A 25434-nucleotide genomic window follows, 5' to 3' on the forward strand; every position below is an offset into this window, starting at 1 on the left:
GTCAAAGGATCAGGTCGCGTAGTTCGTCCGGCAGCCCACCGGGTTGTTTGATTGCCGCCAGGTCGGCTTCAGCCATGGCGTTCCAGGCATCCTCATCCCACAACTGAAACTTGTTCAGTTGCCCCACCAGCATCGCCCGCTTGTCCAGCTTGGCGTACTCGCGCAGGCGCGGCGGAATCAGGAAACGCCCGTTTCCGTCCAGTTCCAGATCGACGGCATTACCGATCAGCAGCCGCTGCAGGCGCCGCGTTTCTTCTCGCAAAGAAGGCAGCTCGCGCAGCTTGGCTTCGATCAGTTCCCATTCGGGCAAGGGGTAAACGGTGAGGCAGGGGTCGACTGCGTCGATAGTGACGATGAGCTGGCCGGCACAACGCGAAACGAGCTCGTCACGATACCGACTCGGCATCGCGAGGCGCCCTTTGGCGTCGAGACTTATGGCATTAGCTCCGCGAAACACGTCAGCGCTTCCCCTGTGGTTGGCTTTCCATGCCAATTGATCCCACTTTTACCCACTTCATACCACTTCTGCACACTATAGAAATCCACACTCCCCACCGTCAAGGCGCGTCAGAAGTGAAAAATCCTTACAGGACGGAGATTTAGCGTGCTTTTGGAAGGTTGCGGAGCGCTTTTAGAAGTAAAAGAGATGACAAAACACAATAAGTCCAAAGTCTTAGCCTTCGAACTTAAAGTGATTTATCAAGAGTTGCGGCTTTTCGCTTTTGCGACGGACGGATAAAACCGGGAAAAAGCGAAGAGAGTGGGAAGAAGTGGGAGAGTCGATCTATAAGCCGGGTTCTGTCGAGGACAGCCATTCCTCTGGGACGCACATCACTGTACGCCTCAAGCGACCTACCCGAATCCAACGCGGGCCGCGCCAATGGATTCCTATTTGGTCTTGCTCCGAGTGGGGTTTACCTAGCCACGCACTGTTGCCAGCCGTGCGGTGCGCTCTTACCGCACCTTTTCACCCTTACCGGCGCTGTTGCGCTTAGGCGGTTATTTTCTGTGGCACTTTCCGTAGGCTCGCGCCTCCCAGGCGTTACCTGGCACTCTGCCCTATGGAGCCCGGACTTTCCTCCACCGCGCTATTGCGCGACAGCGACTGTCCAATCGACTCTCCGCCGACAAGGTTAGCGGGAGCAGGCGCGAAGAACAAGCTCAACTCTTCCCTTGGCGTTGCAAAGCCTGTTGATACAAAAGGTTTTTTCGCACCCCGGTAATTTCCGCCGCCAGCGCCGCGGCTTTCTTCAACGGCAGCTCGGCAAGCAGCAGGTCGAGCACCCTGAGCGCCTCCGCACCGATCGACTCCTCGCCTTCCGGCGCCTGCCACCCCGCCACCAGCACAACGCACTCGCCGCGCTGCTGGTTGCTGTCCGACGCGACCCAATCGTGCAGTTCGGCCAACGGCAGGCTGCGAATGGTCTCGAAGGTCTTGCTCAGCTCCCGCGCCAGCACCGCACGGCGCTCCCCGCCGAACACGTCGCGCATGTCCGCCAGGCTTTCCAGCAGACGATGGGGCGCCTCGTAGAAAATCAGCGTGCGCGGCTCTTCCTGTACCGCCTGGAGGCGGCTGCGTCGTCCCGCAGCCTTGGCGGGCAGGAAACCTTCGAAGATGAACCGGTCCGACGGCAATCCCGCCGCCGACAGCGCCGCGATCAGCGCGCAGGAGCCCGGCACCGGGACCACCCGGATACCCAGCGCCTGTGCCTGGCGCACCAGGTGGAAGCCGGGATCGGAAATCAGCGGGGTACCGGCGTCCGAGATCAGCGCGACGTCCTCCCCACCCTGCAGCCGGGAGATGAAGCGCCCGCCCTCCTCGCGCTCGTTGTGCTCGTGGCAGGCCGCCAATGGCGTCTCGATGCCGAAGTGCTGGAACAGCCGGATCGAATGGCGGGTATCCTCCGCAGCCACCAGGGCCACCTCCCGCAGCACCCGCAGGGCGCGCGGGCTGATGTCGTCGAGATTGCCGATCGGGGTCGCCACTACGAACAGAGTGCCTGCTGACACGAAAATACCTCGGGAGCTATCTGAAAAGGCGGCATTGTATCGCGATTCAGGGTGCCGCCATCGCACCCGAGGCGGGCCTCCGGTACAATCGGCGACTCTTCGTGAATGCGCCATGAGAAGCCCTATATGATCGCTTGCCTGCGTCCGCTTTCTGCTCTGATCCTGGCCGGTCTGCTGACCGCCTGCGCGACCTCGTCCAATTCCGGACTGGGCGAACTTCCCCGTACGCCGAATGCCAGCATCGAGCAGTTGTTGCAACAGGCCAGCCAGAGCAAGCCCGAGGAAGCGGCGCTGCTGCGCCTCTCGGCAGCGGACCTTGCCTACCAGCAGAAGGACCTCGCCAGGTCCACCGCCATCCTGGGACAGATTCCGCTGGAAAGCCTGAAGCCGGCCCAGCAGGTCTTCGCCAGCACCCTGAACGCCGAACTGGCCCTCGCCCGCAGCAAGCCCAAGGCCGCCCTGCAGGCATTGCAGCATCCGAGCATGCAGCATCTCAGCGAACTGCCGGTGACCCAGCAGGTTCGTACCCAGCGCGCCAAGGCCCAGGCCCTCGCCGCCGACGGCCAGGTCCTTGCCGCAGCCAAGGAGCGCATCTACTTCGCACCGCTGCTCGAGGGCCCGGCGGTGATCGAGAACCAGGAAAAGATCTGGACCCTGGTCAGCAGCCTGCCGGTCGACCAGTTGCAACCGAGCGCCAACGAAGGCGACCTCAGCGGCTGGCTGACCCTGGCACGCATCACCAAGACCTCGCCGACCCTGCAGCAACAGCAGGCCAGCATCGAGAGCTGGCAACAGCAGAACCCCGAGCACCCGGCGGCCAAGCACTTGCCGGCGGCGCTGGAGAAACTCAAGTCGCTGTCCCAGCAGCCGCTGACCCGCATCGCCCTCCTGCTACCCCAGCAGGGGCAGTTGGCCAACGTCGCCCGGGCCCTGCAGGACGGCTTCCTCGCCGCCCACTTCCAGGCCCAGCAGGCCGGCCAGAATCCTCCTTCGATCAAGCTCTACGACAGTACCCAGGTGCGCTCGCTAGATGACTTCTACCGCCAGGCCCAGGCCGATGGCGTCGAACTGGTCGTCGGTCCCCTGGAGAAGCCGCTGGTCAAGCAACTCGCTAGCCGCGAGCAACTGCCGATCACCACCCTCGCACTCAACTACAGCGACAACAGCCAGGAAGGCCCGGCGCAGCTGTTCCAGTTCGGCCTCGCCGCCGAGGACGAAGCGCGCGCGGTGGCCAGCCAGGCCTGGGGCGACGGCATGCGCCGGGCCGTGGCGCTGGTGCCGCGCGGCGAATGGGGCGACCGCGTGTTGGCCGCCTTCAGCCAGAGCTGGCAGTCCGCGGGCGGCAGCCTGATCGCCGCCGAGCATGTCGACCAGCCGGTACAACTGGCGCAACAGATCGCCGACCTGCTGCAACTGCGCCAGAGCGAAGGCCGCGCCCAGCGCCTGCAGGGCGCCCTCGGCAGCCAGATCGCCACCCAGCCGTCGCGCCGCCAGGACATCGACTTCGTGTTCCTCGCCGCCACCCCGCAGCAGGCCCGCCAGATCAAGCCGACCCTGGCCTTCCAGTACGCCGGCGACCTTCCGGTCTACGCCACTTCGCACCTCTACACCGGGACCAACAACCCGACCCAGGACCAGGACCTCAACGGCATCCGCTTCTGCGAGACCCCGTGGCTGCTCAACCCCAGCGACCCGACCCGCCAGCAGGTCGCCGCCCAATGGCCCCAGGCCAACGGCAGCATGGGCCGCCTCTACGCCATGGGCGTCGACGCCTACCGCCTCGCTCCGCGTCTGCCTGAACTGAAGGCCGTGCCGAGCCTGCAGATCGACGGCCTGACCGGTACCCTGAGCCTGAATCCGACCCAACGTATCGAACGCCAGTTGCAATGGGCCGAGTTCCGCAATGGCCAGGTCCAGCCGCTGGGGACCAGCAGCTTTTGACCGATAGGGAAAGCTCCCGGGACAAGGGGCGCCAGGCCGAGGAACTGGCCTGCGCCCATCTACGGCGACAGGGCCTTGCCACACTTGGCAAGAATTGGACCTGTCGCCGCGGAGAGCTCGATCTGGTCATGCTCGACGGCGATACAGTAGTATTCGTCGAAGTCCGCTCCCGCCGGCATCGCGCCTGGGGCGGAGCCCTGGAGAGCATCGACGCGCGCAAGCGGCAGCGCCTGATTCTCTCCGCCGAACTTTTTCTGCAACAGGAGGCGCGCTGGGCCAAACGCCCCTGTCGCTTCGATGTGGTCACCGTCGATACCAGCGACGGACAATCACCACCGCGACTGGACTGGATTCAGAACGCATTCGACGCCTGATCAGCCGCCCCACCGAAGGTCATTACCGATGGACATGCAACACCGTATCCGCCAGCTCTTCCAGGCCAGCATCGAGACCAAGCAGCAGGCGCTGGAAGTACTGCCTCCCTATATCGAGCAAGCCAGCCTGGTGATGGTCAATGCGCTGCTCAACGAGGGCAAGATCCTCTCCTGCGGCAATGGCGGCTCGGCCGGCGATGCCCAGCACTTCTCCTCCGAACTGCTCAACCGCTTCGAGCGCGAACGTCCGAGCCTGCCGGCCGTGGCCCTGACCACCGACAGCTCGACCATCACCTCGATCGCCAACGACTACAGCTACAACGAAGTCTTCTCCAAGCAGATCCGCGCCCTGGGCCAGCCGGGCGACGTCCTGCTGGCGATTTCCACCAGCGGCAATTCGGCCAACGTGATCCAGGCCATCCAGGCGGCCCACGACCGCGAGATGCTGGTGGTCGCCCTGACCGGCCGCGACGGTGGCGGCATGGCTTCGCTGCTGCTGCCGGAAGACGTGGAGATCCGCGTTCCTTCCAAGATCACCGCACGCATCCAGGAAGTCCACCTGCTGGCCATCCACTGCCTCTGCGACCTGATCGACCGCCAACTGTTCGGGAGTGAAGAATGAGCCGTACCGCCTTCGTCGCCGCCACCCTGGCCCTGAGCCTGGCCCTGGGAGGCTGCAGCAGTTTCCTCAGCGCCACCCGGGACAAACCGATCGACGACGATCGCGGGACCCGAACCATCGGCAGCAAGATCGACGACTCGCTGATCGAGACCAAGGCCGCGGTGAACATCGCCAAGGCCGATCCGGCCCTGGACAAGGACTCTCACATCGTCGTGGTCAGCTACAACGGCATCGTTCTGATCGCCGGCCAGACCCCGCGCGCCGACCTCAAGAGCAAGGCCGAACAGGCCGCGCGCACGGTGCAGAAGGTCAAGAACGTGCATAACGAACTGCAGGTGACCTCGCCCTCCTCCCTGCTCGCCCGCAACAACGACGCCTGGATCACCACCAAGCTGAAGACCCAGATGCTCAGCGATCCCAACGTGCCCTCGTCGCGGATCAAGGTGGTCACCGAGAACGGCATCGTCTACATGATGGGCCTGGTCAACCAGCAGGAAGCCGCCCAGGCTGTCCGCGTCGCCCAGGGCGTCGACGGGGTGCAGAAGATCGTCAAGCTGTTCGAATACATAAACTGAAGAACAGCGAACGAAAAAAAGGCGATCCTTCGATCGCCTTTTTCATTGCTCGCCGTTTACTTGACCACCTTCAGGGATGGCCTGCCACTGGGACGCGGCGGCTCATCGGACGGTCCGCCATCGTCATCGCCCGGCTCGTCGTCCACCGGACCCGGCTGCTCCAGATCGAAGACCATGCCCTGGCCGTTTTCCCGGGCGTAGATGGCCATTACCGCCAGCGCTGGAATGTACAGGCTCTGCGCCACGCCGCCGAAACGCCCCTCGAAGCTGACCGCCTCGTTGTCCATGTGCAGATGCCGCACGGCAGAGGGCGAGACATTGAGCACGATCTGCCCATCGCTGGCATAACCCGGAGGCACCTTTACCCCGGCGAACTCTGCGTTCACCAGGATATGTGGCGTGCAATCGTTGTCGACGATCCATTCATAGAGCGCGCGGACCAGATAGGGACGGCTGGAATTCATCTTCATGTTCCTTAACGCATATCTCGTTCAACGGAAGACAGGCTGGCCCGGAAGCTTTCCCGGGCGAATCCGCGCTCCATGTAGTCGAGCAACGGCTTGGCCTGCCGCGGCAACTCGATGCCCAGCAACGGCAGACGCCAGAGGATCGGCAACAGGCAGCAATCCACCAGGCTGAAATCCTCGCTGAGGAAATATGCCTTGTCGGCGAACAGCGGGGAAACCCCGGTCAGGCTCTCGCGCAACTCCTTGCGCGCCTGGACCCGCTCGGCCTCCTTGCTGCGCGCATCCAGGATCCGGTCCACCAGGGAACACCAGTCCCGCTGGATACGATGGATCAACAGGCGGCTGTTGGCACGCTTCACCGGATAATCGGGCAGCAGCGGCGGATGCGGATAGCGTTCGTCGAGGTATTCCATGACCACCGTCGGCTCGTACAGCGCCAGGTCGCGATCGACCAGGGTCGGTACGCTGCCGTAGGGGTTGACCTCCGCCAGCATCGGCGGACAGCGGCCCGCCTCGATATCGATCACCTCTACCGCCACGTTCTTCTCGGCCAGGACCAGGCGGATGCGATGGCAGTAATGATCGGCAGGGTCGGAATAGCAGGTCAGCTTGTTGATTGAAGCCATGGAGCCCTCCTCGCAGGTCGACTTGTGGGAGGTGAAAAGACGCGCGCGCCCCGTAGGGCGCGCGCTTCGAAGACCAACGTGCGGGTTAGTGCACGTCCTTCCAGTACTCGCGCTTGAGGAGATAGGCGAATACGAAGAAGAAGGCCAGGTAGAGCAGGACATAGGTACCGATACGCTCGGAGGCCAGCTTGTTCGGGTTGGCCGAATAGGCCAGGAAGGTCACCAGGTTCTTGACCTTCTCGTCGAACTGGGCTTCGTTCAGCTCGCCGGTCTTCGGCACCACGGTCAACTGGTCACAAGCTTCGTGAGTCAGCGGGGTACCGGTCAACGGATCGAACTGCTTCTTGCCATCCTCGACCACCTGTACCTGCTTGCAGCCGATCACCTGGCGTCCCTGCAGGGGCGCCAGGACGTTCGGCATACCGACGTTGGGGAAGATCACGTTGTTCACGCCCCACGGACGCTTGGGATCCTCGTAGAACGAGCGCAGGTAGCTGTACAGCCAGTCGGTGCCGCGTACGCGGGCAACCAGGGTCAGATCCGGCGGAGCGGCGCCGAACCAGGTCTTGGCGTCGGCCGGCTTCATGCCGATGTCCATGTGGTCGCCGATCTTGGCGCCGGTGAACACCAGCTTCTCCATCATCAGATCGGCAGGAATGCCCAGGTCGGTGGCGACACGCTCGTAACGCTGGAACTTGGCGCTATGGCAGCCCATGCAGTAGTTGGCGAAGGTACGCGCGCCATCCTGCATGGCCGCCTTGTCGGTCAGGTCGATATCGACATGATCCAGTTGCGGCCCATGGCCGCCAGCGGCGAAACCCAGGACTGGCAGTACCGCCAGAATCAGTGCAGCGAATTGCTTTTTCATCAGCCAGTCACCCTTTCCGGAACCGGTTTGGTCTTCTCCATCCGGGTGTAGAACGGCATCAGGATGAAGAAGGCGAAATACAGGACGGTGCAAACGCGCGACAGGGTAGTACCCAGCGGGCTCGGAGCCTGGGCGCCGTAGTAGCCGAGGATCACGAAGGACACCGCGAAGATCACCAGCCACAGCTTGCTCAGCCAGCCCTTGTAGCGGATCGAGCGAACCGGGCTGCGATCCAGCCACGGCAGGACGAACAGCACGGCGATCGCCGCACCCATCGCCACCACGCCCATCAGCTTGTCCGGAACCGCGCGGAGGATCGCGTAGAACGGGGTGAAGTACCAGACCGGAGCGATGTGCTCGGGGGTCTTGAACTGGTTGGCCATCTCGAAGTTGGGCTTCTCGAGGAAGTAGCCGCCCATTTCCGGGAAGAAGAAGATCACGGTGCAGAAGATGAACAGGAACACCACCACACCGACGATATCCTTCACGGTGTAGTACGGATGGAACGCGATGCCGTCCAGCGGTACGCCGTTCTCGTCCTTCTTCTTCTTGATGTCAACGCCGTCCGGGTTGTTCGAACCGACTTCGTGCAGCGCCAGGATGTGCAGCACGACCAGGCCGAGCAGGACGATCGGCAGGGCGATCACATGCAGGGCGAAGAAGCGGTTCAGGGTGATGCCGGAGATCAGGAAGTCACCGCGGATCCACTGGGCCAGGTCTTCGCCGACCACCGGAATCGCGCCGAACAGGGAAATGATCACCTGGGCGCCCCAGTAGGACATCTGACCCCAAGGCAGCAGGTAGCCCATGAAGGCCTCGGCCATCAGCGCCAGGTAGATCAGCATGCCGAAGATCCACACCAGCTCGCGCGGCTTCTGATAGGAGCCGTAGAGCAGGCCGCGGAACATGTGCAGGTAGACCACGATGAAGAACGCCGATGCACCGGTGGAGTGCATGTAGCGAATGATCCAGCCGTAGTCGACATCGCGCATGATGTATTCGACGGAAGCGAACGCCTCTTCGGCCGACGGCGTGAAGCTCATGGTCAGCCAGATGCCGGTGAGGATCTGGTTGACCAGCACCAGCAGCGCCAGGGAACCGAAGAAATACCAGAAGTTGAAGTTCTTCGGTGCGTAGTACTTGCTCAGATGGTCTTCCCACATCTTGGTCGCGGGAAAACGCGCATCGACCCAAGCCATGAACTTGTTCATCAGGCTTTCTCCTGGTCCACGCCGATGGTGATGACGTCGTCAGCATCGAACGTATAAGGCGGAATCGGCAGGTTCAGCGGCGCTGGCTGGCCTTTGTAGACACGACCGGCGAGGTCGTAGTGGGAGCCGTGGCAAGGGCAGAAGTAGCCACCCTTCCAGTCCGGACCGAGGTCGGCGGGGGCGACTTCGGGACGGAAGGTCGGCGAGCAGCCCAGGTGGGTGCAGATGCCGACGATCACCGCCAGTTCCGGCTTGATCGAGCGAAGCTTGGGATCGACGTACTCCGGCTGCTCCGAGGCCTTGGAGTCCGGGTCGGCCAGTTGTCCTTCGAGGCTCGGCAGGGCGTCCAGCATCTCCTTCGTGCGGTGCACGATGAATACAGGCTTGCCGCGCCATTCAGCGATGATCTGCTGACCTGGATCGATCTTGCCCACGTTCACCTGCACCGGCGCGCCAGCAGCCTTGGCTTTGGCACTGGGGAACCATGACCCTACGAACGGGACCGCAGCACCCACCGCTCCCGCCGCGCCAACCACAGAGGTGGCCGCGACGAGGAAGCGACGCCGGCCTGCATTCACGCCGTCATTACTCATTCAGTCGTCTCCCATCAGCTTCAGACCTGTTCTAATCAGGCCTTTAAGTAAAAATTCGAGCCGCGCAAAAAATTCGCCAAATGGTAAAGAAAACCCCCTTTGATGACAAGGTAATAGCCTGACACAAAACGCCCGAAACCCTTGTAGGGCGCGCCCTTCGGCCATGCGACACCTTGCCGCAGAGTTAAAGCGTAGACATAAAAAAACGCCCAGCTCCGAAGAGGTGGGCGTTTTTCAGCAAGCGTCGAATTAACGCTTGGAGTACTGCGGACGCTTACGCGCTTTACGCAGACCGACTTTCTTACGCTCGACTTCACGGGCATCGCGAGTCACGTAGCCGGCCTTGCGCAGCGAGCTACGCAGGGTTTCGTCGTACTCGATCAGGGCACGGGTGATGCCGTGACGGATCGCACCGGCCTGACCGCTTACGCCACCGCCAACGACGGTAACGAAGATGTCGAACTTCTCGACGGTCTCGGTCAGCTCGAGCGGCTGACGCACGACCATGCGAGCGGTTTCACGACCGAAGAACTGATCGAGACCACGGTTGTTGATGGAAATCTTGCCAGTACCCGGACGCAGGAAGACGCGAGCGGTAGCGGTCTTACGACGGCCAGTGCCGTAATTTTGAGTCGCCGACATAATGAGCTATCCCGTTAAATCTTCAGTTCTTGGGGCTGCTGAGCGGTGTGCGGGTGGCTGGCACCCTTGTACACCTTCAGCTTGCGATACATATCGCGACCCAGAGGGTTCTTCGGCAGCATGCCTTTCACAGCGGTCTCGATGACGCGCTCAGGGGCCTTGGCGATCAGCTTCTCGAAGTTGATCGACTTGATGCCGCCCGGGAAGCCGGAGTGGTGGTAGTACATCTTGTCGGTGGCCTTGGCACCGGTCACACGCACCTGCTCGGCGTTGATGACGACGATGTAGTCGCCGGTGTCAACGTGCGGAGTGTACTCAGGCTTGTGCTTGCCACGCAGGCGGCGGGCAATTTCGGTCGCCAGACGACCCAGGGTCTGGCCGGCAGCGTCGACGACGAACCAGTCGCGCTGTACAGTTTCCGGTTTCGCGGTATAGGTTTTCATTCGTTATAGCCTCAGGGGCCGCCTGAAAATAAGACGGCGAATCTTACTGGACAGTGGTTGCCTTGACAAGTCAAGGACAGCCGAAAACAGACACGAATTGGGGCTCGGGTCGGTGTGCGTCCGTAACGACTAGATACATCGATCGGCAGGCTTGGCATCCCCCACCGATGAAAGGCTGCGGAATTATGCAGATTTCGCCAGAATTTACAACCGCATTAACCACTTAATTTCACGAGGACACCCGCATGGAGTATCGCCCGCTCGGCCGCACCGATCTGAAAGTCAGCGCCCTCTGCCTCGGCACCATGACCTGGGGCGAGCAGAACAGCGAGCAGGACGCCTTCGCCCAGATCGCCAGGGCCAAGGCCGCCGGGATCAATTTCATGGATACCGCCGAAATGTATCCGGTGCCGCCCCGCGCCGAGACCTACGCCAGCACCGAGCGCATCATCGGCAACTGGTTCCGCCGCAGCAGCGACCGCGCCGACTGGATCCTCGCCAGCAAGATCGCCGGCCCCGGCAACGGCATCAGCCATGTGCGCGACGGCAACCTCAAGTTCAACCGCCAGCACATCGTCGCCGCCCTCGATGCCAGCCTGGAGCGCCTGCAGACAGACTGGCTGGACCTCTACCAGTTGCACTGGCCGGAGCGACGGACCAACTTCTTCGGCCAGCTCGGCTACCAGCACCAGGAAGAGAGCTTCACACCGCTGGAGGAAACCCTGGAAGTGCTCGACGAGCAGGTGCGCGCCGGCAAGATCCGCCACATCGGCCTGTCCAACGAGACGCCCTGGGGCACCATGACCTTCCTCAGGCTCGCCGAGGAGCGCGGCTGGCCGCGCGCGGTATCGATCCAGAACCCCTACAACCTGCTCAACCGCAGCTTCGAGGTGGGCCTGGCGGAAATCGCCATCCGCGAGCAGTGCGGCCTGCTGGCCTACTCGCCGATGGCCTTCGGCATGCTTTCCGGCAAGTACGCGGACGGCGCCCGCCCGGCCAACGCGCGCATCAGTCTGTACAGCCGCTTCACCCGCTACACCAACCCGCAGGCGGAAGCGGCCTGCGCGCGCTACGTAGCGCTGGCCCGCGAACATGGAATGGAACCGGCGCAGATGGCACTGGCCTACGTCACCTCGCGGCCGTTCGTGACCAGCAACATCATCGGCGCCACCTCGCTGGAACAGCTGGAAACCAATCTCGGCAGCATCGACCTGAGGCTGGACGAGGAGGTGCTCGCCGGTATCGATGCGATCCACCGGGAGCAACCGAACCCGGCTCCCTGAGGCTCCAGGGGCCTGGCGCTGCCGCGGGTTCGGCGGACAACCGCGCGATGCGGTCGTCCGCCCCTCCCGGTGACCAGGCGCGCCTCACAGGGCCCGCGCGATGATCTCCTTCATGATCTCGTTGGTACCGGCGTAGATCCGCTGCACCCGGGCATCGGCCCAGGCCCGCGCCACCGGATATTCCCACATGAAGCCGTAGCCGCCGTGCAACTGCACGCATTCGTCGAGCACCTTGCATTGCAGGTCCGTCGTCCAGTACTTGCACATGGCGGCGGTGGGTACGTCCAGCTTGCCCTGGAGATGCTGCTCCATACAGCGATCGACGAAGACCCGGCCGACCTGGATCTCGGTAGCCATCTCGGCAAGCTTGAAGCGGGTATTCTGGAAGTCCGCCACCGACTTGCCGAACGCCTTGCGCTCGCGAGTGTAGTCGAGCGTCCATTGCAGGGCCGCCTCGGCCGACGCCAGCGCGCCGATACCGACGGTCAGGCGCTCCTGCGGCAGCTCCTGCATCAGGTAGATGAATCCCTGGCCGTCCTTGCCGAGCAGGTTCTCCCGGGGAATCCGCACATCCTGGAAGAACAGCTCGGAGGTGTCCTGGGCCTTCATCCCGACCTTCTCCAGGCGCTTGCCCTTGCTGAAGCCCGGCGTACCCGCCTCGACCACGAACAGGCTTATGCCCTTGGCGCCAGCCTTCGGATCGGTCTTCGCCACCACGATCACCAGGTCGGCGAGGAAGCCGTTGGTGATGAAGGTCTTCGAGCCATTGATGACGTACTCGTCGCCATCCAGTACCGCAGTGGTCTTCACCCCTTGCAGGTCGGAACCGGCCCCCGGCTCGGTCATGGCGATGGCCGCGACCATCTCGCCGGATACCAGCTTCGGCAGGTACTTGCGCTTCAGCGCCTCGCTGCCGTAGTGGAGGATGTAGGGTGCAGCGATGTCCGAATGCAGGGAGAAACCGATCCCGGTCAGGCCGGCCCGACCGATCTCTTCGATGACCACGGCGCTGTAGAGGAAGTCCGCGCCCATCCCGCCATACTCTTCCGGCAGGTGCGAACAGAGCATTCCGGCCTCGCCGGCCTTGTTCCAGAGCGCGCGGTCGACATGCCCATCCTTTTCCCATTGGTGATGGAAAGGCACGGCTTCCTGTTCGAGGAACTTGCGCACGCTGTCGCGAAACAGTTCGTGGTCGGAGCTGAACAGGGTTCTCGGTATCATCGTGGTCACCTGGAAACGGTCTGGGATCGGGTTGGCTGCACGCGGCAGGTCTTCGACTGTAGGGAAATGCCCCGACCGACGCACTGGACAGTTGCGCCAAAAAATAAGACGATCCAGCCGCCTTTTGACCGCTTTCCCTTACTCACAACAACGATAAAAATCCATGCGCGCTCAATCCGCTCCGGTGCTGAAACATGTCGGCATCGTCGCCATCGACGGCGTCTTCGCCTCGACCCTGATGCAGGCCAAGGACTTCTTCCACATGGCCAGCCTGCGCCACGGCAAGCAGCAGGGCCTCGGTCTCCAGCCGGCCTTCCGCACCCGCATCCTCAGCCCCGACGGCCAGCCGGTACGCAGCTTCAGCGGCGACAGCATCGCCGTCGACGGTCCCCTCGCCGCCTGCGATATCGTGGTCCTGCCCGCCTTCTGGGGCGACTTCGACGCGCTCGAACGGCGCTATCCGCAAATCGTTCCCTGGTTGCGCCGCAGCCATGCCGAGGGAACCGCCCTCTGCGGCGAGGCGACCGGGGTTTTCTGGCTGGCCCAGGCAGGCCTGCTGGATGGCAAGGAAGCGACCACCTACTGGCGCTTCTATCGGGAATTCGCCGAACGCTTCCCGAACGTGCTGCTCAACCAGGAGAAGCACCTGACCGATGCCGACGACCTGTTCTGTGCCAGCGGCGTCACCTCCGCCTGCGACCTCTACATCTATCTGATCGAGCGTTTCTGCGGCGGATCGGTGGCCCAGGCGGTGGCCCGGGATACCCTCTACGAAGTACAGCGCAGCTACACCCCAGGGCGTATCGGCTTCGGCGGACAGAAGCTGCACCATGACCCGACGATCCTGCAGATCCAGCAATGGCTGGAAGACCACTTCGCCGACAAGTTCCGTTTCGAGGACGTCGCCCGCGACCACGGCATGAGCATCCGCAACTTCATGCGGCGCTTCCAGGCCGCTACCGGCGACAAGCCGCTGCACTACCTGCAGCGACTGCGGATCGAGACCGCCAAGGGCATGCTCTCGAGCACGCGCAAGAGCATCAAGACGATCAGCTACGAGGTCGGCTACGACGACGCCAGCTTCTTCGCCCGCCTGTTCCGCCAGCACACCGAACTCTCTCCCCACCATTACCGTCGCCAGTTCATGCAGAAGGAAAGCTGAGCCGGACATCGCCGGGCCTGCCCGAACGGCATCGGCGCCGGCGCTTTCCCTACAGAACCTAGGATAGGTAGCCAGGTCGGCCTTCGCGGGTTCTCATGAATCCGCAGGCCCGCCGCAGACGCGGGCGTTCCGAACAACGACAAGAACGGACCTTTGCCATGCGCCTTTATCTGCTCGCCTTCCTGGCCCTCTTCGGTATGAATGCTATGGCCGCCGACAACTGGAAAGCCTTCCCCTACGACCAGAGCGCCTATGACTATCCAGGCGACAAGTTGAAGGAAGCCTGGCCGCGCCTGACCCGCGGCTTCGGCGACTATCCCTATCCGGACGCCGACTGGGTGGTGAACATGGCGACCGCCCATCCGGATGCCCTGGAAAAGACCGTGAAGGCCGGCACCGGCTTCACCGGCAAGCCGGAAGAGGCCGCACAATATGCGGCGCGCCTGCAGGATGTCTGGCGCCTTCTGTTCCGCGGCGACTACGCCAAGGCCAAGGAGCAGGGACTGGCCCTGGGAGTCGGCGGCCAGGTACCGGCGATGTTCGCCCAGGTGCTCTACGCCATGTTCCTGGCTCCCGGCCAGGCGGAGAAACAGCGCCTGCTCGAAGAGGTCATCGACTACACCAATCAGGCCGGCCCGCTGGTCAAGGCCGATATCGTCGCCCAGTTCGGCAGCGTCTACGCCAAGGCGCGCCTGGCCGAGGAGCTATCGGTACCGGTAGTGCTCAAGCGCGGCTATACCAGCGAAATCCCCAAGGAACTGGACGCCCTCCTGGCCAGGCAACCCAACCAGCCGTTCGCCCTGGCGCTCTACGGCGGCTACGAGGCGGGAGTGATCCGCAAGGTCGGCAAGCTGGTCGGCAAGATGACCTACGGGGTCAGCGCCGACAAGATGGAACAGTACTTCGCCCGCTCCTTCCGCCAGGCCAACGACCTGCCGATCGGCCACTACGAGTACGCCAACGCGCTGACCTACGTATACGGCGACGACGAGCGGGAGAAGGCCATCGCCCAACTGAAGCAGGCCGTGGCGATCAAGCCGATCAACGCCATGGAAGCCCTCGAAGTGGCCCATGCGAAGAAGCTCCTCGCCGGCTTCGAGCAGAACACCGCGCAACGCTGAAACGCCGCGCGTCCATGAAAAAAGGGGTTGCCATCGGCAACCCCTTTCTCGTTTCCGCCCCGGATCAGGGCCGGTGCGGACGCGTCAGGTATTCGTGGGACTGCATTTCCAGCAGACGACTGAGGGTGCGCTGGAATTCGAACTCCAGCCGGCCGCCGCTGTAGAGATCCTTTAGCTCGACCTCGGCGGAGATGATCAGCTTGACGCTGCGGTCGTAGAACTCATCCACCAGGTTGATGAAACGCCGCGCCATGTCGTCCTTGGTGACGCCCATCTGCTCGACGTTGGAGATCAGCACGGCGTGGAAAATCTTCGCCAGCTCGATGTAGTCGTTCTGGCTGCGCGGGCCGTCGCACAGCTCGCGGAATTCGAACCAGGCCACGTCGTCGCAGGTCAGGCGCGCGCGGATCTCGCGGTTCTCGATCATCAGCGCCTCGTCGCGCTGGGCCTTGGCACAGTCCGGGGTCAGGGCCTTGAAGCTGCGCGCCATCTCCTCCTCGACCTGTTCACTGAGCGGCCAGTGGAACAGCTCGGCCTGCTCCAGCGCGCGCAGGCGATAGTCGACGCCGCTATCGACGTTGACGATCTCGGTATGCTCCTTGAGCAGGGCGATCGCCGGCAGGAAACGGGCGCGTTGCAGGCCGTCCTTGTACAGGCCGTCCGGCACGATGTTGGAGGTCGCCACCAGGCTCACGCCGTTCTTGAACAGCTCTTCCAGCAGGGTGGCGAGGATCATCGCGTCGGTGATGTCGGAGACGAAGAACTCGTCGAAACAGATCACCCGCGCCTCGTCGGCGAAGCGCTTGCCGATGATGGTCAGCGGGTTCTTCTCGCCCTTGAGGGTCTTCAGTTCTTCGTGCACCCGCTTCATGAAGCGGTGGAAGTGCGTGCGCACCTTCTGCTCGAACGGCAGCGACTCGAAGAAAGTGTCCACCAGGTAGGTCTTGCCACGGCCGACGCCGCCCCAGAAATACAGGCCCTTCACCGGCCCGCCGGACTTCCTGCCGAGCAGCTTGCCGAACAGGCCGGGCTTGGCGTGGTCGGCGGCGACCAGGTCATCGTAGAGGCGTTGCAGATGCTTCACGGCATTGGCCTGTGCGGCATCGTGGAAGAAATCGGGGCGTTGGAGATCGGCCTGGTAGCGCTCAAGGGGCGTCATGATCGGTAGCAATGCAACGAAAACGGGGCCGTCACTTTAGCGACGACCCCGTCTCTTGGCAATCGGCCATCCGTCGAGGATGTACCGGGGCTGCCTACTCCTGTGGTGCCAGCGCTTCGCGGGTGCGCTCGATGGCGGCGTCACGGGCGGCGGCGTCGGCGAAGGCCGGGCTCTGCGCCACCGCCTCGCCATCCAGCCACAGGCCAAAGGCATTGCCCTCGGCCCGCAGGTCGGCAGTCTCGCCAGCCAGCAGGCGCTTGCTCACCGCACCGGCGGCCTTGCCGTCGGCGAAGGCGCGGGACAGCAGTAGCTGTTCGCCGGCGGCGTCCAGCAGGCGGAAGCGGAAGCTGCCGTCGTCGTCGCGGAAGCTGACCAGGCGCGCAGCCTTGGCGGCCTTCTTCTTGCCGCTCTCGGCACTTTTCAGCGGCTCGCGCAGGGAGCGCAGGCCGACTGCCTCGCGCAACTCGGCGATGAATGGGGTGGCGATGCGGCGCGCCTTGGCGGCACCGGCGAGGAGAATGTCCTCGATATCGTCCGGCTTGGCGATCAGCGCCTGGTAACGCTCGCGAGCCTCGCCCAGTTCGTTGTCGAGCAACTGGAACAGGCGCTGCTTGGCTTCGCCCCAGGCCAGGCCGTCGAGCAGCTCCTGGCGGAACGCGGCGACCTGTTCGGCGCTGGCGAAGGCCGAGTAAAGAAGGAACAGGTGCGAACTGTCCGGGTCCTTCGGCTCGCCCGGCGCGCGCGAGTCGGTGACGATGCGTGCGATGGCGTCCTTGAGCTGCCTGGAAGGGCTGAACAGCGGGATGGTGTTGTCGTAGCTCTTGGACATCTTGCGCCCATCCAGGCCCGGCAGGGTGGCGACGTTTTCCTCGATCACCGCTTCGGGCAGGACGAAGAACTCGCGGCCGTTGCCGAACAGGTGGTTGAAACGCTGGCCGATATCGCGGGCCATCTCCACGTGCTGCACCTGGTCGCGGCCGACCGGGATCTTGTGCGCGTTGAACATCAGGATGTCCGCGGCCATCAGCACCGGATAGCTGTAGAGGCCCATGGTCACGCCGGCGTCCGGGTCTTCGCCGGCCTCGACATTGCGGTCCACCGCGGCCTTGTAGGCATGCGCGCGGTTGAGCAGGCCCTTGGCACTGACGCAGGTGAGCAACCAGGTCAGCTCGGGAATCTCGGGGATGTCCGACTGCCGGTAGAAGGTCGCACGCTCGACGTCCAGGCCGCCGGCCAGCCAGGTCGCGGCGATTTCCAGGCGCGAGCGCTGGATACGAGCGGGATCGTCGCACTTGATCAAGGCGTGGTAGTCCGCCAGGAAGTAGAACGAATCCACGTCGCTCCGACGGCTGGCGAGGATCGCCGGGCGGATGGCGCCGGCGTAGTTGCCCAGGTGCGGAGTGCCGGTAGGAGTGATGCCGGTCAGGATACGAGTAGTCATGCGATACCAGATGTCAGGCAAAGAAAAGAATGGCGCGCCGGATGGTAGCAGGGCCGGCGCGACGACGTCAGTCCTGCAGGCGTGGCAGCAACAGGTCCTTCAGATCGATCAGCTTGCCATGGAAGAAATGTCCGCTTTCTGCCACCCGCAACAGCTCGTGCGGTCGTGCCAGGGACTCGCTCCAGGCATATACCGCGGCCGGCGTGACCACGTCGTCGTCCTCCGGCTGCACCACGGTCAGCGGGCAACGCGCAGGCAGGCTGACCGCGAAGCGTTCCACCGGCGGCGCGATCATGAACAGCCGCGCCAGCCCGACGCCCTCCGCTTCCAGGCGACCCGCCAGATTGCCGGCGACGCAGGAGCCGAAGGAAAAGCCCATCAGTGTCAGCGGCAACCCCGGATGGCGTGCCAGCAACCAGCGCGCGGCGGCCTCGGCGTCGTCGATCTCGCCGATCCCCTCGCCATAGCTGCCAGCGCTCTGGCCAACGCCACGGAAGTTGAAACGCAGGGTCGCCAGGCCGGCATCGCGGGCGCTGCGTTGCAGAGTGGCGACCACCTTGTTCTGCATGGTGCCGGCGAACAGCGGGTGCGGATGGCAGACCAGGGCGATGCCGCGGGCATCGGGCAGATCGAGGTGCAGGGCTTCCAGCGGCCCGCAGGGGCCATCGATGGATACAGGGATTTCGCGGGTAGACAAACAGGAACTCCGTGACCCCGGCTCGGGTCGACTCGTCTAGCAGATTACTCCAAGCGACACAGGCACTTACTCGCGTGCCGTGGTATACAGCTCGGACTCAAGCCGTTAACGTAAAGCAAAGCCGTCTATAGAGGAAGGATTCGCGTGGAACAGTCGCTCACCGCCTGGCTGCTGCCGGCCCTCGCCCTGGTCGCCGGGGTCGCCATCGGTTTTCTGATCGCCCGCCTGCTGCCCAACGCCGCGCCGAACAAGGTGCAACGCCAGATGGACGACCTGCAGGACCGCTTCGACAGCTATCAGCGCGAAGTCGTGACCCATTTCAACACCACCGCCAGCCTCGTGAAGAAGCTGACCCAGAGCTACCAGGACGTGCAGGAGCACCTCTCCGACGGCGCCCAGCGCCTGGCCCTGGACGAACAGACCCGCCAGCGCCTGCTGGCTGCGCTGCATGCCGACGAGGCCTATCCGGCCGAGCGCCGCGAGCGCCTGACTCCGCCGGCCTCCGGCGAAGTGCCGAAGGACTATGCGCCGAAAAGCCCGGACAGCCCCGGCACCCTCGACGCCACCTACGGCCTGAAAGGCAAGTACTGACGCGCTGCGCGAACCTGCCGACGCCCATGAAAAAGCCCCGCATCCGCGGGGCTTTTTCATGGCTGCGAGACGATCAGATCGCCTGGCGCTCGCGCAACAGGTCGAGCACCTGCTTCACGCCGTCCTCGACGCTCAGCGCCTGGGTATCGATCACCAGGTCGGCATCCAGCGGCACGTCGTAGGGGAAGGACTCGCCGGGGATATTGTCCTCGCCCGCCGCATACAGCCCCTGTGGATCGCGTTCGCGGCAAACCTGCGGCGACGCCTGCACATAGACGGTGATCAGGCGCTCGGCGCCGATCAGCGCCCTGGCCTGCTCGCGCCCTTCCGCGCTCGGCGCGACGAAGGCGCAGAGGCTGATCAACCCGGCCTCGTTGAACTGCTTGGCGACATGGGCGGTGCGCAGCCAGTTCTCGGTGCGTCCGGCGCGGTCCTGCGGCAACCCCTTGTTCAGGTCGTGGCGCAGGTTCTGCCCGTCCAGCACGTAGACCGCGCGGCCCATATCGAACAGCTTGCGCTCCACGGCGTAGGCCAGGGTGCTCTTGCCGGCGCCGGAGAGGCCGCTGAACAGTACGGTCGCCGGCTGCTGGCCGAAGCGGCCGGCACGCTCCTCGCGCGTCACATGGGCATTCGAACCGTGATGAGCGCTGCTGCCATGGGCCGCCGACGGAGCGGAGATGATCATGCCGGCGCCAACGGTGCCGTTGGTCAGGCGATCGATGACGATGAAGGCGCCGGTGGTGCGGTTCTGCTCATAGCCATCGAGCGCGATGGGCGCGTCCAGGCTGACCTTGACCCTGGCGATCTCGTTCAGCTTCAGCTCGCTGCCCGGGGTCCGCTCCAGGGTATTCACGTCCACCTTGTGGACGATGCTCGGAATCGAACCCGGCACATAGCTGGTAGCGCGCTTGATATCGTACTTCTTGCCCGGAAGCATCGGCTCCTCGGCCATCCACACCAGCATGGCATCGAAGCCGTCGGTGACCAGCGGGCGATTGTCGGCATGCACCAGCATGTCGCCGCGGGAAACGTCGATCTCGTCTTCCAGGGTCAGGGTGACGGCCTGGCCGGGACCGGCCTGCTCCAGTTCGCCCTCGAAGGTGACGATGGATTTCACCTTGCTGCCCTTGCCCGACGGCAATGCCACCACTTCGTCGCCCTTGCGCACCACGCCGCTGGCCAGGGTGCCGGCGAAACCGCGGAAGTTCAGGTTCGGCCGGTTCACGTACTGCACCGGGAAGCGCATGTCATCGAGGTTGCGGTCGGCGGCGATCTCGACGGTTTCGAGGATTTCCATCAGCGACTGGCCGGCGTACCAGGGCGAACGCTCGGACTTGTTGACCACGTTGTCGCCCTTGAGCGCCGACATCGGCACGAAGTGCAGCGAACTGGTCTTCAGACCGATCTTCTCGGCAAAGGCCAGGTAGTCGGCCTTGATCTGTTCGAAGACACCCTGGTCGAAGCCCTTCAGGTCCATCTTGTTGATGGCGACCACGATATGCCGGATACCCAGCAGGGACGCGATGAAACTGTGCCGGCGGGTCTGGGTCTGCACACCGTAGCGGGCATCGATCAGGATGATCGCCAGGTCGCAGGTCGAGGCACCGGTAGCCATGTTGCGGGTGTACTGCTCATGGCCGGGCGTGTCGGCGATGATGAACTTGCGCTTGGCGGTGCTGAAGTAGCGGTACGCCACATCGATAGTGATGCCCTGCTCGCGCTCGGCCTGCAGGCCATCGACCAGCAGCGCCAGGTCGACGTCGTCGCCCGTGGTGCCGACTTTCTTCGAGTCGCGGGTGATGGCCTCCAGGTGATCCTCGTAGATCATCTTGGAGTCGTGCAGCAGGCGCCCGATCAAGGTGCTCTTGCCGTCATCGACGTTGCCGCAGGTAAGGAAGCGCAGCAGTTCCTTGCGTTCGTGCTGCCCCAGGTAGGCGAGGATGTCCTCGCTGATCAGATCGGATTGATGAGACATGCTGCGTATCCTCAGAAATAGCCCTGACGTTTCTTTTCTTCCATCGAACCGGCCTGGTCATGGTCGATGACCCGACCCTGGCGTTCGGAAGTACGCGTCAGGAGCATTTCCTGGATGATTTCCGGCAGCGTGGTGGCGCTGGACTCGACCGCGCCGGTGAGCGGGTAGCAGCCGAGGGTACGGAAGCGCACCATGCGCTTCTCGATGCGGGCTTTCTCTTCGTCAGAGAGATGCTCGAGGATGCGCTCGTCGTCGATCATGATCAGCGTGCCGTTCTTCTCGATAACCTCGCGCTCGGCGGCGAAGTACAGCGGGACGATCGGAATGCCTTCCAGGTAGATGTATTGCCAGATGTCCAGCTCGGTCCAGTTGGACAGCGGGAAGACGCGGATCGACTCGCCCTTCTTCACCTTGCCGTTGTAGATGTTCCACAACTCGGGACGCTGGTTCTTCGGGTCCCAGCGGTGCTTGCTGTCGCGGAACGAATAGACCCGTTCCTTGGCCCGCGACTTCTCCTCGTCGCGGCGCGCGCCGCCGAAGGCAGCGTCGAAACCGTACTTGTCCAGGGCCTGCTTGAGTCCCTCGGTCTTCATCACGTCGGTGTGCTTGGCGCTGCCGTGGGTGAACGGGTTGATGCCCTGGGCGACGCCGTCCGGGTTGACGTGGGTGATCAGGTCCAGGCCCATTTCCTCGACCATCCGATCACGGAACCTGTACATCTCCTGGAATTTCCAGCGGGTGTCCACGTGCATCACCGGGAAGGGCAGCTTGCCGGGGAAGAAGGCCTTGCGGGCCAGGTGCAGCATGACCGCGGAATCCTTGCCGATCGAGTACAGCATCACCGGGTTATCGAACTCGGCGGCCACCTCGCGGATGATGTGGATGCTTTCCGCCTCCAGCTGTTTCAGGTGCGTCAGTTTGTCGACCATGGCTACTCACGGAATTGCTTATGGACGGCCGTCGGGCCGTAGACGAACGCGCACTCTATCACAGCGCAAGGCTCTAAAAGATTCGCCATTTATACCGAAAAAATATACCCATATAGCCATCAGCGCTCAGCCTCGCAGCCGGCGAAAACACTGGCGTCGAGAGGTTTTCCAGGGGCGTTTCGCAGACCGGGCGGACAAAGCTGAGACGGCATCGTCCCGGACCGGACAAAGCCGTCGCCGCGACAGCGAGCAGACAGTCCGCCCCCCTTTCGGCGGCTCGACTTGTACGCCAGCGGCACTGCGCTAGCATAGCGGGCATCGTCATTCCGCCAAGAAGACCCCAGATGCGCCGTACCGCCCTCGCCCTGCCCCTGTTCCTTCTGGTCTCAGCATGCAGCAGCGAACCGACGCCACCACCGAAACCCGCCGCCAAACCCCAGGCCCGCACCGTCATTTCACCCCGCCCCGTACGCCAGTCGGTGCAACCGATACTGCCGCTGCGCGGCGATTACGCGAACAATCCGGCGGCACAGCGCTTCATCGACAGGATGGTCAGCCAGCACGGCTTCAACCGCCAGCAACTGCACGACCTGTTCGCCCAGACCCAGCGCCTGGACTGGGTGATCCGCCTGATGGACCGGCAAGCCCCGACCTATACCCCACCCAGCGGACCGAACGGCGCCTGGCTGCGCTACCGGAAGAAGTTCGTCACGCCAGGCAACGTACAGAACGGCGTGCTGTTCTGGGACCAATACGAAACCGACCTGCAACGGGCATCGCGCGTCTACGGCGTGCCGCCGGAGATCATCGTCGGCATCATCGGCGTGGAAACCCGCTGGGGGCGGGTGATGGGCAAGACGCGGATCATCGATGCGCTGTCCACCCTGTCCTTCTCCTACCCTCGCCGCGCGGAGTTCTTCAGCGGCGAGCTGGAACAATTCCTCCTCCAGGCGCGCAAGGAAGGCACCGACCCGCTGGCCCTGCGCGGTTCCTATGCCGGCGCCATGGGCTACGGCCAGTTCATGCCGTCTTCATTCACCAAGTACGCAGTGGACTTCGACGGCGATGGGCATATCGACCTGTGGAATCCGCGTGACGCGATCGGCAGCGTCGCCAACTATTTCAAGCAGCACGGCTGGGTCAACGGCGATCGCGTGGCGGTTCCCGCCAGCGGCCGGGCGCCCTCGCTGGAGGATGGCTTCAAGACGCTGTACCCGCTGGACGTGCTCGCTTCCGCCGGACTACGCCCGCAGGGTCCGCTCGGCGGCCACCGGCAAGCCAGCCTGCTGCGCCTGGACATGGGCAGGAACTACCAGTACTGGTACGGCTTGCCGAACTTCTACGTGATCACCCGCTACAACCACAGCACCCACTACGCGATGGCTGTCTGGGAACTGGGCAAGGAGGTCGACCGGGTGCGTCACCGCTCCGTCGTCAGGCAGGATTAGGACAGTCGATGAACAGGTGCTCGATGGCGAAGCGCTTGCCCAGGTAGTCGCCCAGCGCCTGCACCCCGTAGCGCTCGGTGGCGTGGTGTCCGGCGGCGATGAAGCTGATGCCGTTCTCCCGCGCGCTGTGCACGGTCTGCTCGGAAACCTCGCCGGTCAGGTAGGCATCGACGCCGGCGGCGATCGCCTGGTCGATATAACCCTGGGCGCCGCCGGTGCACCAGGCGATGCGTCGGATCGGCTGGCCGGCGTCGACCAGCAGCGGCTCGCGCCCCAGCGCATCGCGCACATGCCGAGCGAAATCGGCAGGCTGCATCGGCTCGGCAAGCGAACCGAGGAGGACGATGGAACGCGGGTTGCCCGGCTCCAACGGCCCTTCCACTTCGAAGCCGAGCTGCCGGGCGAGCTGCACGTTGTTGCCCACCTCCGGATGCAGATCCAGCGGCAGGTGGTAAGCGAGCAGACTGATATCGTTGTTCAGCAGGGTCTTCAGGCGCCGTTGCTTCATGCCGACCACGCAGGGATTCTCACCCTTCCAGAAGTAGCCGTGATGCACCAGCACCACGTCGGCGTCGGCCTCCACGGCGGCATCCAGCAGCGCCTGGCTGGCAGTGACCCCGCTGACGATCCGCCGCACCTGCGGCCGGCCCTCGACCTGCAGGCCGTTCGGGCAGTAGTCCTGGATGCGCGCGGCATCCAGATAACGGTCGGCCTCTTCGACCAGGGTGCTCAGGGCGATAGCCATGCAAATTCCTCTTCATTCAGGCAGGGCGCGCCGCTCCTCTAATGGACGGCTTCCCCCTATAATGGGCGCCACCTTATCGGCCGCTTTTCGGCCTCGCAACCCCAAGGATTGTCCCGATGCCCAAGGCCCTGCGTTTCCTCGGCTGGCCCGTGCTGGTCGGCGTGCTGCTGGCCCTGCTGATCATCCAGCGCAACCCCGAGCTGGTCGGCCTGCCACGCCAGGAGGTGCACGTCGAGCAGGCGCCTCTGCTCAGCCGTCTGCAGGAAGGCCCGGTGTCCTATGCCAATGCGGTGAGCCGGGCGGCTCCGGCAGTGGCCAACCTGTACACCACCAAGATGGTCAGCAAGCCCTCCCACCCATTGTTCGACGACCCGATGTTCCGCCGCTTCTTCGGCGACAACCTGCCGCAACAGAAGCGCATGGAATCGAGCCTCGGCTCGGCAGTGATCATGAGCGCGGAAGGCTACCTGCTGACCAACAACCACGTGACCGCTGGCGCCGACCAGATCATCGTGGCCTTGCGCGACGGCCGCGAAACCATCGCCCAGTTGGTCGGCAGCGACCCGGAAACCGACCTGGCCGTGCTGAAGATCGACCTTAAGAACCTGCCGGCGATGACCCTCGGCCGCTCCGACGGCATTCGCACCGGCGACGTCTGCCTCGCCATCGGCAACCCGTTCGGCGTCGGCCAGACCGTGACCATGGGCATCATCAGCGCCACCGGACGCAACCAGCTCGGCCTGAACACCTACGAAGACTTCATCCAGACCGACGCGGCGATCAACCCCGGTAACTCCGGCGGCGCGCTGGTGGACGCTGCCGGCAACCTGATCGGCATCAACACGGCGATCTTCTCCAAGTCCGGCGGCTCCCAGGGTATCGGCTTCGCCATCCCGACCAAGCTGGCCCTGGAGGTCATGCAGTCGATCATCGAGCACGGGCAGGTGATCCGCGGCTGGCTCGGCGTCGAGGTCAAGGCGCTGACCCCGGAACTGGCGGAGTCGCTGGGCCTCGGCGAAACCGCCGGGATCGTCGTCGCCGGCGTCTATCGCGACGGCCCGGCGGCGCGCGGCGGCCTGCTGCCGGGCGACGTGATCCTGACCATCGACAAGCAGGAAGCCAGCGACGGCCGCCGCTCGATGAACCAGGTGGCGCGCACCCGTCCGGGACAGAAGATCAGCATCGTGGTGCTGCGCAACGGACAGAAGGTCAACCTGACCGCCGAGGTCGGCCTGCGTCCGCCGCCGGCACCGGCTCCACAGCAGAAACAGGACGGCGGCGAGTGATCCC

26 protein-coding genes and 1 other RNA gene are annotated in these 25434 nt (G+C 63.9%); 10 read left to right on the top strand and 17 right to left on the bottom strand.

The window, feature by feature from the left end; translation table 11 throughout:
• Window position 1: 1 nt before the first annotated feature.
• From mraZ to rsmI, 3 genes are all read right to left on the bottom strand, one after another.
• On the bottom strand, window positions 2-457 hold the full coding sequence (gene mraZ, locus HMPREF3014_RS23045) for a division/cell wall cluster transcriptional repressor MraZ (protein WP_003103101.1): 456 nt from the start codon (window positions 455-457) through the stop codon (window positions 2-4).
• A 314-nt stretch (window positions 458-771) separates the two neighbouring features.
• Window positions 772-1121, bottom strand: an RNA gene (rnpB, locus tag HMPREF3014_RS23050) — RNase P RNA component class A.
• Between the two features lie 40 nt (window positions 1122-1161).
• Window positions 1162-2010, bottom strand: a complete 849-nt coding sequence (rsmI, locus tag HMPREF3014_RS23055; protein WP_003120901.1) for a 16S rRNA (cytidine(1402)-2'-O)-methyltransferase — start codon at window positions 2008-2010, stop codon at window positions 1162-1164.
• 126 nt (window positions 2011-2136) lie between these two features.
• On the opposite strand from rsmI, the gene HMPREF3014_RS23060 reads away from it, so the two are divergent.
• Genes HMPREF3014_RS23060 through HMPREF3014_RS23075 form a run of 4 tightly spaced genes read left to right on the top strand, consistent with a single transcriptional unit; the run spans window position 2137 to window position 5522 of the window.
• Window positions 2137-3951: a penicillin-binding protein activator gene (locus HMPREF3014_RS23060; RefSeq protein WP_009875904.1), complete on the top strand. Its 1815-nt coding sequence runs from the start codon at window positions 2137-2139 to the stop codon at window positions 3949-3951.
• Window positions 3948-4325, top strand: coding sequence for a YraN family protein (locus tag HMPREF3014_RS23065; protein WP_003110149.1), 378 nt, complete (start codon window positions 3948-3950; stop codon window positions 4323-4325). The genes HMPREF3014_RS23060 and HMPREF3014_RS23065 overlap by 4 nt, the downstream gene beginning before the upstream one ends.
• Before the next feature lie 28 nt (window positions 4326-4353).
• Window positions 4354-4947, top strand: coding sequence for a phosphoheptose isomerase (locus HMPREF3014_RS23070; RefSeq protein WP_003094149.1), 594 nt, complete (start codon window positions 4354-4356; stop codon window positions 4945-4947).
• Window positions 4944-5522, top strand: a complete 579-nt coding sequence (locus tag HMPREF3014_RS23075; protein ID WP_003094151.1) for a BON domain-containing protein — start codon at window positions 4944-4946, stop codon at window positions 5520-5522. Before HMPREF3014_RS23070 ends, HMPREF3014_RS23075 begins: the two co-directional genes overlap by 4 nt.
• Before the next feature lie 56 nt (window positions 5523-5578).
• On the opposite strand, the gene HMPREF3014_RS23080 is transcribed toward HMPREF3014_RS23075, so the two are convergent.
• The 7 genes from HMPREF3014_RS23080 to rplM form a co-directional block, all read right to left on the bottom strand.
• On the bottom strand, window positions 5579-5986 hold the full coding sequence (locus tag HMPREF3014_RS23080) for a ClpXP protease specificity-enhancing factor (RefSeq protein WP_003094153.1): 408 nt from the start codon (window positions 5984-5986) through the stop codon (window positions 5579-5581).
• A gap of 11 nt (window positions 5987-5997) precedes the next feature.
• Window positions 5998-6615, bottom strand: a complete 618-nt coding sequence (locus HMPREF3014_RS23085) for a glutathione S-transferase N-terminal domain-containing protein (protein WP_003094155.1) — start codon at window positions 6613-6615, stop codon at window positions 5998-6000.
• A gap of 85 nt (window positions 6616-6700) precedes the next feature.
• Complete coding sequence (locus tag HMPREF3014_RS23090) at window positions 6701-7483, bottom strand: cytochrome c1 (protein WP_003094157.1); 783 nt, start codon at window positions 7481-7483, stop codon at window positions 6701-6703.
• The gene (locus tag HMPREF3014_RS23095; protein ID WP_003094159.1) at window positions 7483-8694 is read right to left on the bottom strand and encodes a cytochrome b; all 1212 of its coding nucleotides are present in this window, start codon (window positions 8692-8694) and stop codon (window positions 7483-7485) included. The genes HMPREF3014_RS23090 and HMPREF3014_RS23095 overlap by 1 nt, the downstream gene beginning before the upstream one ends.
• On the bottom strand, window positions 8694-9287 hold the full coding sequence (gene petA / locus HMPREF3014_RS23100) for a ubiquinol-cytochrome c reductase iron-sulfur subunit (RefSeq protein WP_003100631.1): 594 nt from the start codon (window positions 9285-9287) through the stop codon (window positions 8694-8696). Before petA ends, HMPREF3014_RS23095 begins: the two co-directional genes overlap by 1 nt.
• 249 nt (window positions 9288-9536) lie before the next feature.
• On the bottom strand, window positions 9537-9929 hold the full coding sequence (gene rpsI, locus HMPREF3014_RS23105; protein ID WP_003098810.1) for a 30S ribosomal protein S9: 393 nt from the start codon (window positions 9927-9929) through the stop codon (window positions 9537-9539).
• Window positions 9930-9943: 14 nt separating this feature from the next.
• A complete protein-coding gene (gene rplM / locus HMPREF3014_RS23110; RefSeq protein WP_023087800.1) occupies window positions 9944-10372 on the bottom strand; it encodes a 50S ribosomal protein L13 in 429 nt (142 codons plus the stop codon).
• 245 nt (window positions 10373-10617) lie between these two features.
• Here rplM and HMPREF3014_RS23115 point away from each other — a divergent pair, with 245 nt between their 5' ends.
• Entirely contained in the window at window positions 10618-11655 is a 1038-nt protein-coding gene (locus tag HMPREF3014_RS23115; RefSeq protein WP_003455499.1) for an NADP(H)-dependent aldo-keto reductase, read from the top strand.
• Between the two features lie 84 nt (window positions 11656-11739).
• Here HMPREF3014_RS23115 and HMPREF3014_RS23120 read toward each other — a convergent pair whose 3' ends face one another.
• Window positions 11740-12885 carry an acyl-CoA dehydrogenase family protein gene (locus HMPREF3014_RS23120; RefSeq protein ID WP_003120905.1) on the bottom strand — a complete coding sequence of 382 codons (1146 nt, stop codon included), beginning with the start codon at window positions 12883-12885 and terminating at the stop codon, window positions 11740-11742.
• Window positions 12886-13138: 253 nt separating this feature from the next.
• On the opposite strand from HMPREF3014_RS23120, the gene HMPREF3014_RS23125 reads away from it, so the two are divergent.
• On the top strand, window positions 13139-14038 hold the full coding sequence (locus tag HMPREF3014_RS23125; RefSeq protein ID WP_003120906.1) for a GlxA family transcriptional regulator: 900 nt from the start codon (window positions 13139-13141) through the stop codon (window positions 14036-14038).
• Between the two features lie 158 nt (window positions 14039-14196).
• Window positions 14197-15159 carry a hypothetical protein gene (locus HMPREF3014_RS23130; protein ID WP_019726799.1) on the top strand — a complete coding sequence of 321 codons (963 nt, stop codon included), beginning with the start codon at window positions 14197-14199 and terminating at the stop codon, window positions 15157-15159.
• A 64-nt stretch (window positions 15160-15223) separates the two neighbouring features.
• Here the strand turns inward: HMPREF3014_RS23130 and zapE are convergent, their stop codons facing one another.
• The 3 genes from zapE to HMPREF3014_RS23145 all read right to left on the bottom strand — a co-directional run bounded on the left by zapE (window position 15224) and on the right by HMPREF3014_RS23145 (window position 18456).
• A complete protein-coding gene (gene zapE / locus HMPREF3014_RS23135) occupies window positions 15224-16318 on the bottom strand; it encodes a cell division protein ZapE (protein ID WP_003094297.1) in 1095 nt (364 codons plus the stop codon).
• Between the two features lie 94 nt (window positions 16319-16412).
• Window positions 16413-17759: a tryptophan--tRNA ligase gene (locus HMPREF3014_RS23140; protein ID WP_003098821.1), complete on the bottom strand. Its 1347-nt coding sequence runs from the start codon at window positions 17757-17759 to the stop codon at window positions 16413-16415.
• Window positions 17760-17826: 67 nt separating this feature from the next.
• Window positions 17827-18456 (bottom strand): alpha/beta hydrolase, encoded by a 630-nt coding sequence (locus HMPREF3014_RS23145; RefSeq protein ID WP_003094302.1) that lies wholly within the window; start codon window positions 18454-18456, stop codon window positions 17827-17829.
• A 144-nt stretch (window positions 18457-18600) separates the two neighbouring features.
• On the opposite strand from HMPREF3014_RS23145, the gene HMPREF3014_RS23150 reads away from it, so the two are divergent.
• Window positions 18601-19047 carry a Z-ring associated ZapG family protein gene (locus HMPREF3014_RS23150; RefSeq protein ID WP_003094304.1) on the top strand — a complete coding sequence of 149 codons (447 nt, stop codon included), beginning with the start codon at window positions 18601-18603 and terminating at the stop codon, window positions 19045-19047.
• 73 nt (window positions 19048-19120) lie between these two features.
• Here the strand turns inward: HMPREF3014_RS23150 and cysN are convergent, their stop codons facing one another.
• Together cysN and cysD are read right to left on the bottom strand one after the other, a co-directional pair.
• Window positions 19121-21022, bottom strand: coding sequence for a sulfate adenylyltransferase subunit CysN (gene cysN / locus HMPREF3014_RS23155; RefSeq protein ID WP_003120909.1), 1902 nt, complete (start codon window positions 21020-21022; stop codon window positions 19121-19123).
• Window positions 21023-21033: 11 nt separating this feature from the next.
• Window positions 21034-21951: a sulfate adenylyltransferase subunit CysD gene (gene cysD / locus HMPREF3014_RS23160; RefSeq protein ID WP_003094311.1), complete on the bottom strand. Its 918-nt coding sequence runs from the start codon at window positions 21949-21951 to the stop codon at window positions 21034-21036.
• Window positions 21952-22295: 344 nt separating this feature from the next.
• On the opposite strand from cysD, the gene mltB reads away from it, so the two are divergent.
• The gene (mltB, locus tag HMPREF3014_RS23165) at window positions 22296-23399 is read left to right on the top strand and encodes a lytic murein transglycosylase B (RefSeq protein ID WP_003094315.1); all 1104 of its coding nucleotides are present in this window, start codon (window positions 22296-22298) and stop codon (window positions 23397-23399) included.
• Here mltB and HMPREF3014_RS23170 read toward each other — a convergent pair.
• The gene (locus tag HMPREF3014_RS23170) at window positions 23386-24144 is read right to left on the bottom strand and encodes a Nif3-like dinuclear metal center hexameric protein (RefSeq protein ID WP_003094318.1); all 759 of its coding nucleotides are present in this window, start codon (window positions 24142-24144) and stop codon (window positions 23386-23388) included. The two genes, mltB and HMPREF3014_RS23170, sit on opposite strands and share 14 nt — an antisense overlap.
• 116 nt (window positions 24145-24260) lie before the next feature.
• Between HMPREF3014_RS23170 and algW the strand changes: the two genes are divergently transcribed.
• Entirely contained in the window at window positions 24261-25430 is a 1170-nt protein-coding gene (gene algW, locus HMPREF3014_RS23175) for a Do family serine endopeptidase AlgW (protein WP_003134756.1), read from the top strand.
• Window positions 25431-25434: the final 4 nt, after the last annotated feature.

The organism is Pseudomonas sp. HMSC065H01, from assembly GCF_001815235.1.
GTDB lineage: Bacteria > Pseudomonadota > Gammaproteobacteria > Pseudomonadales > Pseudomonadaceae > Pseudomonas > Pseudomonas aeruginosa.